We start from the raw sequence: 13,479 nt of genomic DNA, 5'->3' as shown, positions 1-13,479 counted from the left end.
AGAGAGTGGCGGGTGATGCCGGACCCCTCCAACCTGCGCGACAGCACGCAGATCGTGCTTCCCGCCTCAACGCTGGAGGGGTACCGCGAGGACATCGACGAGGAGTTCACGGTGAGTTTTCTCGAACAGGACGAGACGGTCCGCATCATCGGCAGCCCCGTCGTCATCAAGCACGTCAGCGAGTACCTCGCTCGGCAGGGCGTGAGCGTCCCGTAGCCGCTCGCGGCGACGCCGCCGGTGCTCCGAAGAAAGAAAGGGTTAAAGCCGCGGCGACGGTTCGTTCGGGTATGGCTGAGACGATCGAAGTGCTCGTGGCAGGCGGCCAGGCCGACCCCGGCCCGCCGCTCGGTCCCGAGCTCGGACCGACGCCCGTCGACGTGCAGGCTGTCGTACAGGAAATCAACGACCAGACCGCTGCCTTCGACGGTACGGAGGTTCCGGTCACCATCGAGTACGAGGAAGATGGGTCGTTCAGCATCGAGGTCGGCGTCCCGCCGACGGCCGCCCTCATCAAGGACGAGGCCGGCTTCGAGACCGGCTCCGGCGAGCCCAACGAGGAGTTCGTCGCGGACCTCTCCATCGAGCAGCTGAAGACCATCGCCGAGCAGAAGAAGCCCGACCTGCTGGCGTACGACACCCGCAACGCCGCGAAGGAAGTCGCGGGCACCTGCGCCTCCATGGGTGTCACCATCGAGGGCGAGGACGCGCGGACGTTCAACGAGCGCGTCGCCTCCGGCGAGTATGACGAGGTTCTTGGCGCTGAGGAAGCGGCAGCGTAAGCAGCGCCAAGAGTACGCAAATCTCTGATTTGCGGCGTCCTCGGCGAAGAAGAAGCCGCGGCGTAACTCGGCGCTTTCCCACTCTCTCGTACGGCCGTATTTTCCGACGCTGTAGCCGTGAGGGCGTCGCTTGCCGTTTCTCGCGTGAGGCGCGGTTCGACGGTTTTAAGGACGCGTTGCCCCTCTCTCGAAGCGAGACAGGCTTCGCCTGTTTCACTGACCCGTAGGAGATCCGACCTTCACAGGGTCAACGCACTACGGAGGTGAAAGATGGCAGACAACGATATTGAAGAGGCCGTAGCTCGCGCACTCGAGGAGGCCCCAGAGCGGAATTTCCGTGAGACGGTGGACCTCGCGATCAACCTGCGCGACCTCGACCTCAACGACCCGTCGAATCGTGTCGACGAGGGCGTCGTGCTGCCGTCGGGCACCGGACAGGAGACACAGATTGTGGTTTTCGCAGAGGGCGAAACCGCAGTTCGAGCCGAGGAAGTCGCGGACGAGGTCTACGGTGGCGACGAAGTCGCCGACCTCGCCGACGACAACGACGCCGCGAAGGACCTCGCTGACGCGACGGACTTCTTCGTGGCCGAAGCATCCATGATGCAGGACATCGCGGGTGCGCTCGGTCAAGTCCTCGGTCCGCGCGGCAAGATGCCGACGCCGCTCCAGCCCGACGACGACGTCGTCGAGACAGTCAACCGAATGAAAAACACCGTGCAGCTTCGCAGCCGCGACCGTCGCACGTTCCACACGCGCGTCGGCGCGGAGGACATGTCCGCCGAAGACATCGCGGACAACATCGACGTCATCCTGCGCCGCCTGCACGCGGACCTCGAAAAGGGCCCGCTCAACATCGACGCAGTCTACGTGAAGACGACGATGGGGCCCGCCGTGGAGGTGGCTTAGATGTCCGCAGAAGAACGCACGACCGACACCATTCCCGAGTGGAAGCGCGAGGAAGTCGGCGAACTCGTCGACCTGCTCGAGACCTACGACAGCGTCGGCGTCGTGAGTGTCACCGGTATCCCGAGCAAGCAGCTCCAGGACATGCGCCGCGGCCTGCACGGCAGCGCCGCGCTCCGCATGAGCCGGAACACGCTCCTCGTTCGCGCGCTCGAAGAGGTCGACGACGGCCTCGAAGACCTCACCGAGTACATCTCGGGTGAGGTCGGTCTCGTCGCCACCAACGACAACCCGTTCGGGCTGTTCCAGCAGCTCGAGGAGTCGAAGACGCCCGCGCCCATCAACGCCGGCGAGGTCGCGCCCAACGACATCGTCGTTCCCGAGGGCGACACCGGCATCGACCCGGGTCCGTTCGTCGGTGAGCTCCAGCAGATTGGCGCGAACGCGCGCATCCAGGAAGGCTCCATCCAGGTCATGGAGGACTCCGTCGTCGTCGAGGAAGGCGAGACGGTCTCCACGGACGTCGCGAACGTCCTGACCGAGCTCGGCATCGAGCCGAAGGAAGTCGGCCTGGACCTCCGCGGCGTCTACTCCGAGGGCGTCCTGTTCACGCCGGACGAACTCGAAATCGACGTCGAGGAGTACCGCGCGGACATCCAGTCCGCGGCCGCGTCCGCACGGAACCTCTCCGTGAACGCGGAGTACCCGACGGCGCAGACCGCGCCGACGCTCATCCGGAAGGCCCAGGGCGAGGCCAAGAGCCTCGGCCTGCAGGCGTCCATCGAGAGCCCGGACCTCGCGGACGACCTCGTCAGCAAGGCGGACGCGCAGGTTCGCGCGCTCGCCGCGCAGATCGACGACGAGGAGGCGCTCCCCGAGGAGCTCCAGGACGTCGAGGCCCCCGCCGCCGAGGCGGAGCCGGAAGCGGAGAGCGAGGACGAACAGAGCGACGACCAAGAACCTGAATCCGAGGCAGACGCCGACGACTCCGACGACGACGAAGACGGAGGCGACGGCGCCGAAGGCCTCGGGGAGATGTTTGGCTAACAATGGAGTACGTTTACGCAGCACTCATCCTGAACGAATCTGGCGAAGAGATCAACGAAGACAACATCACCGGCGTCCTCGAGGCCGCCGGCGTCGACGTCGAGGAATCCCGCGTCAAGGCGCTCGTCGCGGCCCTCGAAGACGTCGACATCGAGGAAGCCGTCGCCGAGGCGGCTGCCGCTCCCGCTGCGCCCGCCGCGGGCGCCGCAGGCGGTGACGAGTCCGAGGAGTCCGAGGACGAGGCCGAGGAAGAAGCCGAGGCCGAGGAAGAAGCCGAGGAAGCCGGCGACGACGAGGACGAGGAGGCCAGCGGCGAAGGCCTCGGCGACCTCTTCGGCTAAACCGGTTCCACGACCACCCGTTTTCTTTCGCGCGTAACGCGGACAGCCAACGGCTCGTCGCGCACGTAACGCGTCCGTAGCTTGAAGTACCGGAGCGGGACCAACTCGGTGCGATGGACGTCGCCGGCGTGTGGATACTCGTCGCCCCGAGCGCGTCAGCGGCGGCGCTGGCCGCAATCAGCGCGGGCGTCCTGCTCGGGGCTCGTCCCGGGCTTGCACGTCAACTCGCTGTCCCTGCTGCTGGCGGCCGTCGCGTCCTCGATTCCGGGGCCGCCGCAGCTCGTCGGCGCCGCCATGCTCGCCGCCGGGGTGACACATTCGTTTCTGGACATCGTGCCGACGCTGGCGCTCGGCGTCCCCGACCCCGCGATGGCGGTGAGCGCGCTCCCGGGCCACCGGCTCGTGATGGGCGGCCGCGGCCGGGAGGCACTCCGCATCTCCGCGCTCGGCAGCGGCGTCGCCGTCGCCGTCGCGTTCGTCCTCGGGATTCCGGTGACGGCGGCCGCGACCGTCGTCGCGCTGCTCGTCTACGAGCACCTCCCGCTCGTGGTCGTCGCCCTCGTCGCTCTCCTCCTCGTCCGCGAGCCGACGCGACGCGCCCGCATCGGCGGCTGTCTGTCGGTCGCTGCGAGCGGCGGTCTGGGAGTCCGTCGCGCTCCCGATGCGGCCCGACGGCGTGATGCCCGTCGGCGACGTGCTCGCGCCGCTGTTCGCCGGCCTGTTCGGCGCGCCCGTGCTCCTCGAAGCCTACCGCGGCGTCGGCGTTCCCGAGCAGGACGACGCGGCGGTCGCCGACCGCCCGCGCGACGTCGCTGGACCGGGCTTCGCCGGGAGTCTCGCGGGCGCGGCGGTCGCGTACGTTCCGGGGATGTCCGGCGCCATCGCGGCCGTCTTCGCCGTCGAGGCGACGCGCGCGGACGGCGACCGCGCGTTCGTCGCCGCGCTCTCCGGCGTTAACACCGCAAATACGGTCTTCGCGCTGTACGCGCTGTTCGCTCTCGGCGACGCCCACACCGGCGTGCTCGTCACGTTCGAGCGCGCGGCGCTCCCGAAGCCGCTCCCGCTGTTGCTCGCGAGCGTCGCGCTCGCGGCCTGCGTGGGTGCGGTGCTCGTCCCCGTGCTCGGCGACCGCTACTTCCGAGTGGTCCGCCGGCTGAACCACCGCCGGCTCATCGCGGGCGTCTGCGCGCTGCTGGTCGTGCTCGCGTGGGTGTTCGCCGGCTGGCTCGGGGTCGCGCTCCTCGGGGCGGCGACGCTAATCGGCCTGATTCCGCCGTACTTCGGCGCGCGCCGCGTCCACCTGATGGCGGTGCTGCTCGTGCCGCTGGCGCTACCGTAGCTTCGGCGCGAACACGACGAGCGCCTCGGCGTCCTCGACGGCGCGCGGCGAGACGTCCTGCGCGCCGTCGAAACGCACGGCGTCCCCGGCGTCGAGGTCGTAGGTCTCGTCGCCGAGTCCGAGTTCGAGCGCGCCCGACAGCACGTAGATGACGACCATCGAGTCGGGGTGCTGGTGGGCGGGGACCGACTCGCCGGCGTCGAGGCCGAGCCGGACCGTCCGCGGGTCGCGCGTCTCGAAGACCTCGGCGTGGGGCGTCTCCGCGAGCGCGTCGACGTCTGTGACTTCGACGTCGTCGGCCGTAGGTTCGTTGGACACGCGTGTAGCTCGCGCTGGCGACTCCTTGAGAACTGGGCCGAACACGTTCGCAAAACGGACAGAGGGGAGAGCGGGACGTTACTCGGTTTCGACGGCCGCGCCGGGCGCGTCGCGCTTCACGCTCTCGATGGCGTCGTGGGCCTTGGTCCGCGAACTGTAGCCCTCGCCGCCGTCACCGATGATGTTGCCGTTGCGGTGGCGGAGCCGCCAGCGCCACTCACCGCCCGCGTCCTCGTACACCTCGAACGCCGCGAAACCGACGTCGAGCGCGTCAGCGTCCGGCGCGTACTCGCTGACGCGCTCGGTGGCGTCCTCGGCCTCGCCGCGGCGGGTGTAGCCCTCGCCGCTGTCTGCGACGACGTTGCCGTTCTCCGCGCGGAGCCGCCAGCGGTACTCGCCGGCGTCGTCCTCGTAGACGTCGAAGTCGGCGTCGCCGACGCGGTCCTGCAAGCGGTCGACGGCACGGCGGGCGTCGCGGCGACGGCTGTATCCTTCGCCGCCGTCAGCGAGGATGTTCCCGTTCTTGTGGACGAGCCGCCAGCGCCACTCGCCGGCGACGTCGCGGTAGATTTCGAACGACGTCGGGTCGAACGTGAGGTACTCCGCGGGCCCGGCGTTGTTCCGGACGCCGTCGATGGCGCGCTCGGCGTCGCGGCGGCGCGTGTAGCCCTCGCCGCTGTCCGCGAGGATATTCCCGTTGTCGTGGACGAGCCGCCAGCGGTACTCGCCGGCCTCGTCCTCGAAGACCTCGAAGGTCGCTTGGCTCTGCTCGGCCTCGTCGGGCAGCATCGGGAGGTCATCGAGGTCCGACTCGTCCTCGACGGCGGGGTCGTCGGCGTGAATCGACGCCGCGCCGAGCGCGTTCCGGCGCACGCTCTGCATCCCCTTCTGGGCGTTGTGCTTGGCCGTGTAGCCCTCGCCGCTGTCCGCGATGACGTTGCCGTTGCGGTGGCGGAGCCGCCAGCGGAACTCCCCGGCCTTGTCCTCGAACAGCTCGAACTGGGCCTGACTGGTGCGGATGGACTCGACTTCGCGTTCGAGTTCGTCGCGGGCGCGCTCGGCGGCTTCGAGTTCGCTTTCGACTTCCTCGACGCGGCGCTGGCTCTCCTCGCTTCGTTCTCGTGCGGCCGCGGCTTCCTCGGTCGTGCGCGTAGACGTGAGCAGCGGCACGAGGACGCCGCCGGCGCCGACGATTGCGATGCCGACGACGTACAGCGAGATGACGCCCTGGTGGCCGGTCGCGACCTGCCACTGACTGGGGAAGACGACGAGGAACCACGCGATGGCGGCCGCGCACAGCAGGACGCCGAGGTAGACGGCTATCGTGGCGGCTCGTCGGAGCGGGAGTCGGATGACGGGCCCGGCGATGAGCAGCGCGAACCCGGCCGCGCCGAGCGCGACGCTGTACTCCCGTAGCGAGCCGGCGGACTCGCTGGGCAGGAACAACAGGATGCCGACGATGCCCAACACGAGCCCGGCGACGAACACGAGGTAGCCGTACACCTCGTCGGCGGTCTGGGCTCGCCCGATCTGTCGCTCGTAGAAGCCCGTTACGCCGTCACCGCTGTCTGTGGCTGACATGTACGACAGCACACAGACGAACTATAAAAATGTCCTTGCTAGTTAAAACCATACAGGAGAGAACCGCGCGCCTTCGCAGTCACTCTCGTGGGACTGCGACGTTCCGTACCGGCTCGCCGCACTCCGGGCAGTCGACGAGGTGCGAGTCGCTCTCGAAGCGGCTCAGGCAGCCGGTGCACTCGTAGCGGCTGGTCGCGGGGGGCGTGTACGAATCAGATCGAACCATGTGTATCGGTAACACCCCTATCACTTGTAAGAGTGACCATAATACTGGTTTAGGGAGACTATATTGCTAGTACGTCGCTGCAGACGAGAGAAAAAGAAACGGATAGGCAATTATCTTCTTTAGAAATTCCACTCGGTACATCTGTCAGCGAACACTGGCGGCATAGCTGAACGCACGTCACACTTCGACCGCGCGAGCGGGAAAACGAGGGAGAGTGGCAGCTAGTGGTCGAGGCCGTCGAGCAGCGCGTCGACGCGCTCCTGTTCGCCGTCGAGGTCCTGCGGGTAGATGGCGACCGCGACGACGTAATCACCGTCGTGTTTGACCTTCGTGACGTGGACGTAGACGTCGATGGACTGGCCGCTGATGTCGGCGGTCCCCTCGAACTTCGTGACCGTCGTGGACTTGTTCAGCACCGTCGCCTCGCGGGTGCTCGCGGTCTGCCCGACGGAGAGGCCGTCGTACTGCTGTTGGGCGAGCTGCGCGAGGTCGCGCTCGGAGTAGTCGTCGATGGGGTTGAACGACTGGCCGACGACGCTCACTTCGGGGCTGGCGAACGCGCCGAAGACGGCGGCGCGCTGCTCGCCGAGAACGGGCACGCTCACGGTGCGCTCGTACATCGCCACCCAGTTGGTGACGGTGACGTTCCGGGACTGGCCGCCCGCGGAGAACTCGCGAGTGATTTCGGACTCGTTCACGCTGACTTCCTCGTAGCCCGTCTCCTGGAGGGCGTCCTCGGAGACGGTGGCCTGTGACGCGGAGAACGACAGGCCATCCCCGCCGAGGATGCCGAGACAGCCGCTGGTCGCGATAAGTGCGGCCAGCGCTACGGCGACCGCGGTTCGTCGATGCATGGCGGACAGAACCCGGTCGGTGGGAATAAGCTTGATGGCTCTCGTGTCAGGAACGCAACGCCACGTTAGCGGCGTGTCAGAGCCGGTACGTCGCTCCCTCGTCGGTGTCCTCGACGGTGACGCCGAGGGATTCGAGGCGGTCGCGGAGTTCGTCGGCGCGCTCGTAGTCGCCCTCGTCGCGGGCGTCCTCTCGGATGTCCAAGACGAGTTCGACGAGGTCGCCGGCGAGCTCGACCTCGCCGCCGTCGACGGTCTCGAACTGGAAGCCGAGCACGTCGCCGCCCAGTTCCTCGAACGTCTCGACGGCGTCTACGAGCGCGCGGTAGTCGTAGCGCTCGGTGTCGTCGGCGTAGCGGTGGACAGCCGAGGCGAGTTCCAGCAGCGCGCTCACTGCCGCCCGCGTGTTGAAGTCGTCGTTCATCGCTGCCGCGAACGCCTCGCGGGCTTCCGCGACTGCGCCCCGGAGCTCCTCGGACTCGACTTTCGCGTACGCGTCCGGGCTGTCGGCGGCGTCGCTGGCGCGCTCGTACGCCCGCTGGAGGCGCTCCCAGCGCTGCTGGGCCTCCTGGATGGTCTCCTCAGAGTACGTCTGTCGTTGCGTGTACGACGTCGAGACGAGGAACATCCGGACGACGTTCGGCCCGAACTCCTCGATTGCGTTCTTCGTCGTGAAGAAGTTCCCCAGACTCGAACTCATCTTCTCGCCCTCCGTTTCCAGCAGGCGGACGTGCAGCCAGTACTTCGTGAACGGCTCGCCCGCTGCGGCCTCGCTCTGCGCGACCTCGTTCTCGTGGTGGGGAAAGACGAGGTCCTGCCCGCCGACGTGGACGTCGATGTGGTCGTCGAGGTGGGCCGTGCTCATCGCCGAGCACTCGATGTGCCAGCCCGGGCGGCCCTCGCTCCACGGCGACTCCCACGTCTGTCCCGTCGGCTCCTCTAGCGGCGGGAGGTCGTCGCTGCGGTGCTCGTTGGCGTCCTCGGGGGCGACAGCGCCCGCCTTCCAGAGCGCGAAGTCCGCGGGGTTGCGCTTCTCGGACTGCTCGGACTCCGGTCCCTGAGCTTCCATCTCCTCGACCTGCTGGCCCGAGAGCTTCCCGTAGTCCTCAAAGGACGTCACGTCGAAGTAGACCGACCCGTTGGCCTCGTAGGCGTGGCCCTCCTCGATGAGCGTCTCCACGAGGTCGATAATTTCGGGGACGTGCTCGGAGACCCGCGGGTACACCGCCGCGCGCTGGAGGTTGAGGTCGCGCATGTCCTCGATGACGGAGTCGATGTAGTGGCGCGCGACCGCCTGCTCGGTGTCGCCGAGGTCGTCCTCGCCGGTGCGCGCGACGATTTTCTCGTTGACGTCCGTGAAGTTCTGGACGTGGCGGACGTCGTAGCCGACGTGGGCGAGCCACCGCGCCATCACGTCCGACTGCACCCAGAGGCGAGCGTGCCCGAGGTGGGAGTTGTCGGAGACCGTGAGCCCACACGTGTAGACGAGGACTTCCTCGGGGTCGTGTGGCTCGAAGACCTCTCGCTCGCCGGAGAGGGTGTTCGACACGTAGAGAGTCATGTGCCGGGAAGTACGCGCGCCAGCGTTTCAAAGCGTCGGAACCGACGGCGACTGTCGCAGTCAGGCGGGCACCTCGTCGAGTGCGTCCTCGACGACGCGGACGGCGTCCGCGCCGTCCCGCCGCTCGACGACCACCGCGAGCGCGTCCTCCGCGACGCCCGCGGCGACCGGCTCGACGCCTGCGGCGTGGAGGCGTTCCAACGCCGCCGCCAGCGCCCGCGTGTCCACGTCGCCGCTCGCGAGCAGCGCGGTCAAGTTCCCCTCGCCGGGTTCGAACCCAGAGCCCGCGACGACCAGCAGGCCGTCGTCGCTGCGGCCGAGCCCGGACCGCATCGAGACGCTCGCGTCCCGCGACGCGGCGTCGAACGCCGGGAGGTCCTCGCTATACCGCCGAATCGCCGCCGCGACCGCGTCCTCGTCGCCGTCGACGTCGAGGAAGCGCGCGGCCGCCGCGTGGTTCACCACGCCCGCGCGCAGCGCCCGCCGCAGGAACGGGTGGTCGTCGACCGCCTCGCGCGTCGCCGCCGCCTGAGTCATGCCCCGACTTCGACGCTGCGGGGGCATAAGTCTCAACGCCTGCGAGCACTCCACCATTTTAAACCACCGTGGCGAGTACGACGCGCCGTGAGCGAGGACAGCGACCCGACGTCGGTGCTCTCGTTACTCGACGACGAGCACGCCCGCGCCATCCTCGCAGCGGCGAGTACGGAACCCATGTCCGCGAGCCAACTGAGCGAGGCCTGTGACGCGTCGACCGCGACAGTGTATCGGCGAATCGACGACCTGACCGACCACGACCTGCTCGAAGAATCTATCAACGTCCGGTCGGACGGCAACCACCACCGGGTCTACCGGGCGACGTTCCGCCGGTTCGCGCTCGAACTCGAGGACGGCGAGTTCACCACCGAGGTCGAGTGCGAGTCCGAGGACGTCGCCGACCGCTTCACGAGAATGTGGGAGGGACTGTAATGAACGCACTCTACGTCGTCAACGTCGCCGCGTCGTTCGCCGCGACCGCCGTCGGCCTGTTCATCGGCTACCACGCCTACCGGGGGTTCCGGCGCCACCAGAGCACGGCGATGCAGTACCTCTCGGCGGGCCTCGTCCTGTTGACCGCCGTGACGTACACCGCGACGTTCGTCGGCTCCGCGATGCTCCGGTACGGTGTCCTCGACGCGAGCCTCGAAGCGCCGTTCAGGCTGGTCGTCCGGATGCTCCAGCTGGCGGGCTTGCTGTGTATCGCGTACTCGCTGTACCGGCGCCCGTCGTAGCTACTCGCAGCCCGCGGAGTCGGCGACCGCCAGCAGCGTCTCCTTGTCGAGGTCGGTCGCGACGACGGCGTAGTGGGTGTCTCCGCAGGACCACGAGACGAACGCCGCTCGCGGCGTCGTGACGTACTGCCCGGTCCGCCCCGCGACGGTGACGTTCTCCCCGGACGCGAACCCGCGTGCGTCCGGCCCGGCGGTCGTCTTGGTGACGGTGAGTTGCTCGCCGTCCGCCGTGACGTACTGGAGACTGGCCTGCGTCACGTTCCCGCCGACGTAGCGCGCCTCCTCGAACTCGTATCCCGCGGGCGCCTCGGGCTCGGGGACGGTGAAGTTGACGCGCTCCGCGAGCGCGTTGGCGGAGTTGAACGACTGCGTGGAGGCGTTCGTCTCCGTCACGGTCGCGTTCTCGGGGACGTCGAAGTCGAAGGCGCCGCTGGGGAGGTCGGGGTCGAACGTGACGTTCTCCAGGCGGGTCCGCGTCTCGATAGTCCGGTTCCCGTAGTCGAAGCGGTGGCTGGTCTGCAGGGGGTAGTAGTACTGGCTGTCCAGCCACAGCGTCTGGTCGATTGTCAGCGTCGCTTCCGAGACCGCGGTTAGCTCGAAGCCGTGGGCGGTCCGGCCGTCCACCGTTCGCGTCCCGAGGTACTCCACCTCGAAGCCCTCGATGGCGTCCTCGGGAATCGACGGCCCGCTCCCGGTCGTCGGGACGACGGGGAGCGGCGAGACGCCGTCAGACGGCTCCGCCACGTCGCCGCCGTCGCGTGCCGCCGAGACCACGCGCTGGAGGTACGCCGACCAGTTCCCGCCGAATCCGGCGGTTCGCGGGGCGTGCGTCACCGTGTTCTCGTCGGCGTCGTACAGGACCATTCCGGACGCGTCGAGGACCGCCACGTCGCCGGCGCGTGACGCGGGCGAGAGGACGCGCTCGTAGCGTCTGTGCCGGTCGCCCGAGAGGTCAACGCGGACGAGCGAGCGCGTCACGTTGGTCGCGTTCCCGGAGTCGACGGTGGTCACGCGCGTCGCTTCGAGGGCGTCGAGGGAGTCGTACCGCTGGGCGACGTCGACGCTCGGCGGCGACTCCGCGTCGTCCGCGAGGACGCCGAGGCCGATGCAGCCGCTCGTGGCGAGGAGGACAGTGACGACGACCGCCAGCGACGCCTGTCGCCCCATGGATACGACGTGATTCTCCTGCTACACGATAAAAGGGGCGAATTTGTCCGCTACTGTGCGTCTGGGCCGCCGCTTGCGAAGCCACTAAGGAGGGATATTCCCTACGTTCGGGCATGCAAGCGCTGGTCATCGTCGGTCACGGTTCGCACCTCAATCCGGGTTCGTCGGACCCGGCGTTCTCGCACGCGGACACCATCCGCGCGACGGGCGCCTTCGACGAGGTCCGGGAGGCGTTCTGGAAGGAGGAACCGTCGTTCCGGGAAGTGCTGCGGACGCTGGAATCCGAGGAGGTATTCGTCGTCCCGCTGTTCATCTCCGAGGGCTACTTCACCGAGCAGGTCATCCCCCGCGAACTCCGCCTCTCAGCCTGGGACCCCGAGGACTGGGACTCGGACGGCACGGACGCCGACCACGTCACCGTGCAGGCCGAGGACGTCGACAAGACCGTCCACTACTGCGGCCCCGTGGGCACCCACGACTCGATGAGCGACGTCATCGTCGAGCGCGCGAAGACCATCACCGACGACCCCGACGTCGGCGAGGGCTTCGGGCTCGCGGTCGTCGGGCACGGCACCGAGCGCAACGAGAACTCCGCGAAGGCCATCCACTACCACGCCGACCGCATCCGCGACACCAACCGCTTCGAGGAGGTGAAGGCGGTCTTCATGGACGAGGACCCCGAGGTGGACGACGTCACCGACTTCTTCGAGGCCGAGGATATCGTCGTCGTCCCGCTGTTCGTCGCCGACGGCTTCCACACGCAGGAGGACATCCCCGAGGACATGGGGCTGACCGACGACTACCGGAAGGGCTACGACGTGCCCAGCGAGGTCGACGGTCACCGCATCTGGTACTCGGGCGCCGTCGGCACCGAGCCGCTGGTCGCGGACGTCATCCTCGAGCGCGCCGACGACGCGGGCGCCGACCTCGCGGACGCAATCGAGCGCGTCCGCCAGCGAACCGAGAACGACGGCGCCGCGAGCGCGGGAGACTGAACCGATGAGCGCAGCCGACACGCTCGACGACGTCGAAGCGGCGCTCGTCGAGCACGCCGACGACGGCATCGACTTCGACGGCCTCGTTGTCGAGCCCGCGGACGGCGGCTACCGCTGGGAGACGCCCGACGAGCAGGTGACGGCCGGCGAGGACGCCCTTCGGGAGCGCGCCGACGACCCCTACGCCACGAACTGGTACTACTGGGAGCACGTCGTCGAGGGCCGCGACACGCCCCGGCGCGCGTTCCTGCGGTGGCTGGAGGGCGCAGACGACCTCTCCGTCCCCGAGCGCTACGACGAACTCCGCGGCGGCCACACGCGCTCGTGGGGCGAACTCGCCATCACCACAGTCCTCAGCGAGGGCGGCAGCCGGCGATACGAGGTCCGCCACGAGGACGACGTCGGCGACGATGTCGATGCCTACACGGACCCGCTGGAGGCCCGCCACCTCGTCAAGCACGACGACGAGGGGCGCTACCGACCGCTCTCGACGGCGCCGTCGCTGCCCCACGGCTGGGCGTTCGTCGACCTCGACGGCTCGGACCTCGTGCAGACCGTCGACTACGTCTACCCGGCGACGGTGTCGAACTGGCACCGCGAGCGCGAGGGCGACCTCGACGTCGACCACTGGGACGAGGTCGCCGACCGGCAGTCCGGCATCTACGAAATCGTCGAACAGCTCGACGACGAGGCGCTGGAGTGGGCCACCGAAGCCTGCTGCGTGGACTCGCAGTGCCTGAAGCGCCGCGAGTGGGATGCCAGCGACGAGGAGGAACTGGACGTGCCGCGCGGCGACGGCGAGTTCCCGTGTCGGGAGCCGTGCTCGCTGTTCATCGCCGCCGCGCGGAAGTTCACGACGCTCGAACGCGAGGAGTCCCGGGAGTACACCTTCGAGCTGACCCCCGCGGAGAAAGAACAGGTCGAGGACATCATCGACGCCGTCGCGGACGGCCGCACGGACGAGATTCGGGAGGCGGACGTCTACGAGGGCGCGAACCGCTACCGCGCCCGGTTCCTGCGCGCGAAGCGCATGGACGAACACGGGCTCTCGGGGACTCCCACGTACCCCGAGGACCACGAGTAGCGCCCGCGACCCG

General features: G+C 68.5%; 16 protein-coding genes and 1 pseudogene. 10 read left to right on the top strand and 7 right to left on the bottom strand.

Translation table 11 applies throughout. The annotated features are described in order from the left end of the window. Window positions 1–15 precede the first annotated feature (15 nt). The 6 genes and pseudogenes from HHUB_RS06235 to HHUB_RS06210 all read left to right on the top strand — a co-directional run bounded on the left by HHUB_RS06235 (window position 16) and on the right by HHUB_RS06210 (window position 4,412). A complete protein-coding gene (locus HHUB_RS06235; protein ID WP_059056720.1) occupies window positions 16–216 on the top strand; it encodes a VNG_1110C family protein in 201 nt (66 codons plus the stop codon). 71 nt (window positions 217–287) lie between these two features. Next, window positions 288–779, top strand: coding sequence for a 50S ribosomal protein L11 (locus HHUB_RS06230; RefSeq protein WP_059056719.1), 492 nt, complete (start codon window positions 288–290; stop codon window positions 777–779). 270 nt (window positions 780–1,049) lie between these two features. Beyond that, complete coding sequence (locus HHUB_RS06225) at window positions 1,050–1,688, top strand: 50S ribosomal protein L1 (RefSeq protein WP_059056718.1); 639 nt, start codon at window positions 1,050–1,052, stop codon at window positions 1,686–1,688. Further along, on the top strand, window positions 1,689–2,732 hold the full coding sequence (locus HHUB_RS06220) for a 50S ribosomal protein L10 (RefSeq protein WP_059056717.1): 1,044 nt from the start codon (window positions 1,689–1,691) through the stop codon (window positions 2,730–2,732). Window positions 2,733–2,734: 2 nt separating this feature from the next. Beyond that, window positions 2,735–3,073, top strand: a complete 339-nt coding sequence (rpl12p, locus tag HHUB_RS06215) for a 50S ribosomal protein P1 (RefSeq protein ID WP_059056716.1) — start codon at window positions 2,735–2,737, stop codon at window positions 3,071–3,073. Between the two features lie 113 nt (window positions 3,074–3,186). Further along, window positions 3,187–4,412 (top strand): annotated as a pseudogene (locus tag HHUB_RS06210) (tripartite tricarboxylate transporter permease). On the opposite strand, the gene HHUB_RS06205 reads toward HHUB_RS06210, so the two are convergent. The 6 genes from HHUB_RS06205 to HHUB_RS06185 form a co-directional block, all read right to left on the bottom strand. Further along, window positions 4,404–4,730, bottom strand: coding sequence for a cupin domain-containing protein (locus tag HHUB_RS06205; protein ID WP_059056715.1), 327 nt, complete (start codon window positions 4,728–4,730; stop codon window positions 4,404–4,406). The pseudogene HHUB_RS06210 and the gene HHUB_RS06205 overlap by 9 nt on opposite strands. Before the next feature lie 78 nt (window positions 4,731–4,808). After that, on the bottom strand, window positions 4,809–6,311 hold the full coding sequence (locus HHUB_RS06200) for an HVO_2922 family protein (RefSeq protein WP_059056714.1): 1,503 nt from the start codon (window positions 6,309–6,311) through the stop codon (window positions 4,809–4,811). Window positions 6,312–6,390: 79 nt separating this feature from the next. Further along, window positions 6,391–6,537 (bottom strand): rubrerythrin-like domain-containing protein, encoded by a 147-nt coding sequence (locus HHUB_RS16585; RefSeq protein ID WP_143416421.1) that lies wholly within the window; start codon window positions 6,535–6,537, stop codon window positions 6,391–6,393. A gap of 221 nt (window positions 6,538–6,758) precedes the next feature. Continuing rightward, window positions 6,759–7,391 carry a DUF6517 family protein gene (locus HHUB_RS06195; protein ID WP_059056713.1) on the bottom strand — a complete coding sequence of 211 codons (633 nt, stop codon included), beginning with the start codon at window positions 7,389–7,391 and terminating at the stop codon, window positions 6,759–6,761. Window positions 7,392–7,467: 76 nt separating this feature from the next. Then, a complete protein-coding gene (gene cysS / locus HHUB_RS06190; protein WP_059056712.1) occupies window positions 7,468–8,949 on the bottom strand; it encodes a cysteine--tRNA ligase in 1,482 nt (493 codons plus the stop codon). 60 nt (window positions 8,950–9,009) lie between these two features. Next, complete coding sequence (locus HHUB_RS06185) at window positions 9,010–9,486, bottom strand: DUF7523 family protein (protein ID WP_059056711.1); 477 nt, start codon at window positions 9,484–9,486, stop codon at window positions 9,010–9,012. Window positions 9,487–9,573: 87 nt separating this feature from the next. On the opposite strand from HHUB_RS06185, the gene HHUB_RS06180 reads away from it, so the two are divergent. After that, complete coding sequence (locus tag HHUB_RS06180; RefSeq protein ID WP_059056710.1) at window positions 9,574–9,918, top strand: ArsR/SmtB family transcription factor; 345 nt, start codon at window positions 9,574–9,576, stop codon at window positions 9,916–9,918. Next, window positions 9,918–10,220: a DUF7521 family protein gene (locus HHUB_RS06175; RefSeq protein ID WP_059056709.1), complete on the top strand. Its 303-nt coding sequence runs from the start codon at window positions 9,918–9,920 to the stop codon at window positions 10,218–10,220. The genes HHUB_RS06180 and HHUB_RS06175 overlap by 1 nt, the downstream gene beginning before the upstream one ends. Here HHUB_RS06175 and HHUB_RS06170 read toward each other — a convergent pair whose 3' ends face one another. After that, window positions 10,221–11,387, bottom strand: a complete 1,167-nt coding sequence (locus HHUB_RS06170; RefSeq protein WP_059056708.1) for a LolA family protein — start codon at window positions 11,385–11,387, stop codon at window positions 10,221–10,223. A gap of 113 nt (window positions 11,388–11,500) precedes the next feature. Between HHUB_RS06170 and HHUB_RS06165 the strand changes: the two genes are divergently transcribed. Then, window positions 11,501–12,382 carry a CbiX/SirB N-terminal domain-containing protein gene (locus HHUB_RS06165; protein ID WP_059056707.1) on the top strand — a complete coding sequence of 294 codons (882 nt, stop codon included), beginning with the start codon at window positions 11,501–11,503 and terminating at the stop codon, window positions 12,380–12,382. Window positions 12,383–12,386: 4 nt separating this feature from the next. After that, entirely contained in the window at window positions 12,387–13,466 is a 1,080-nt protein-coding gene (locus HHUB_RS06160) for a DR2241 family protein (protein ID WP_059056706.1), read from the top strand. Window positions 13,467–13,479 lie beyond the last annotated feature (13 nt).

This window comes from Halobacterium hubeiense (assembly GCF_001488575.1).
Taxonomy (GTDB): Archaea; Halobacteriota; Halobacteria; order Halobacteriales; family Halobacteriaceae; genus Halobacterium; species Halobacterium hubeiense.
This window is presented reverse-complemented; position numbering and strand designations above follow the sequence as displayed.

What these genes read in the sequence shown, in the direction of transcription:
- HHUB_RS06235 (WP_059056720.1), top strand. Translation starts at nt 16, where the DNA reads ATGCCGGACCCCTCCAACCTGCGCGACAGCACGCAGATCGTGCTTCCC.
- HHUB_RS06230 (WP_059056719.1), top strand. Translation starts at nt 288, where the DNA reads ATGGCTGAGACGATCGAAGTGCTCGTGGCAGGCGGCCAGGCCGACCCC.
- HHUB_RS06225 (WP_059056718.1), top strand. Translation starts at nt 1,050, where the DNA reads ATGGCAGACAACGATATTGAAGAGGCCGTAGCTCGCGCACTCGAGGAG.
- HHUB_RS06220 (WP_059056717.1), top strand. Translation starts at nt 1,689, where the DNA reads ATGTCCGCAGAAGAACGCACGACCGACACCATTCCCGAGTGGAAGCGC.
- rpl12p (WP_059056716.1), top strand. Translation starts at nt 2,735, where the DNA reads ATGGAGTACGTTTACGCAGCACTCATCCTGAACGAATCTGGCGAAGAG.
- HHUB_RS06200 (WP_059056714.1), bottom strand. Translation starts at nt 6,311, where the DNA reads ATGTCAGCCACAGACAGCGGTGACGGCGTAACGGGCTTCTACGAGCGA.
- HHUB_RS16585 (WP_143416421.1), bottom strand. Translation starts at nt 6,537, where the DNA reads ATGGTTCGATCTGATTCGTACACGCCCCCCGCGACCAGCCGCTACGAG.
- HHUB_RS06195 (WP_059056713.1), bottom strand. Translation starts at nt 7,391, where the DNA reads ATGCATCGACGAACCGCGGTCGCCGTAGCGCTGGCCGCACTTATCGCG.
- cysS (WP_059056712.1), bottom strand. Translation starts at nt 8,949, where the DNA reads ATGACTCTCTACGTGTCGAACACCCTCTCCGGCGAGCGAGAGGTCTTC.
- HHUB_RS06185 (WP_059056711.1), bottom strand. Translation starts at nt 9,486, where the DNA reads ATGACTCAGGCGGCGGCGACGCGCGAGGCGGTCGACGACCACCCGTTC.
- HHUB_RS06175 (WP_059056709.1), top strand. Translation starts at nt 9,918, where the DNA reads ATGAACGCACTCTACGTCGTCAACGTCGCCGCGTCGTTCGCCGCGACC.
- HHUB_RS06170 (WP_059056708.1), bottom strand. Translation starts at nt 11,387, where the DNA reads ATGGGGCGACAGGCGTCGCTGGCGGTCGTCGTCACTGTCCTCCTCGCC.
- HHUB_RS06165 (WP_059056707.1), top strand. Translation starts at nt 11,501, where the DNA reads ATGCAAGCGCTGGTCATCGTCGGTCACGGTTCGCACCTCAATCCGGGT.
- HHUB_RS06160 (WP_059056706.1), top strand. Translation starts at nt 12,387, where the DNA reads ATGAGCGCAGCCGACACGCTCGACGACGTCGAAGCGGCGCTCGTCGAG.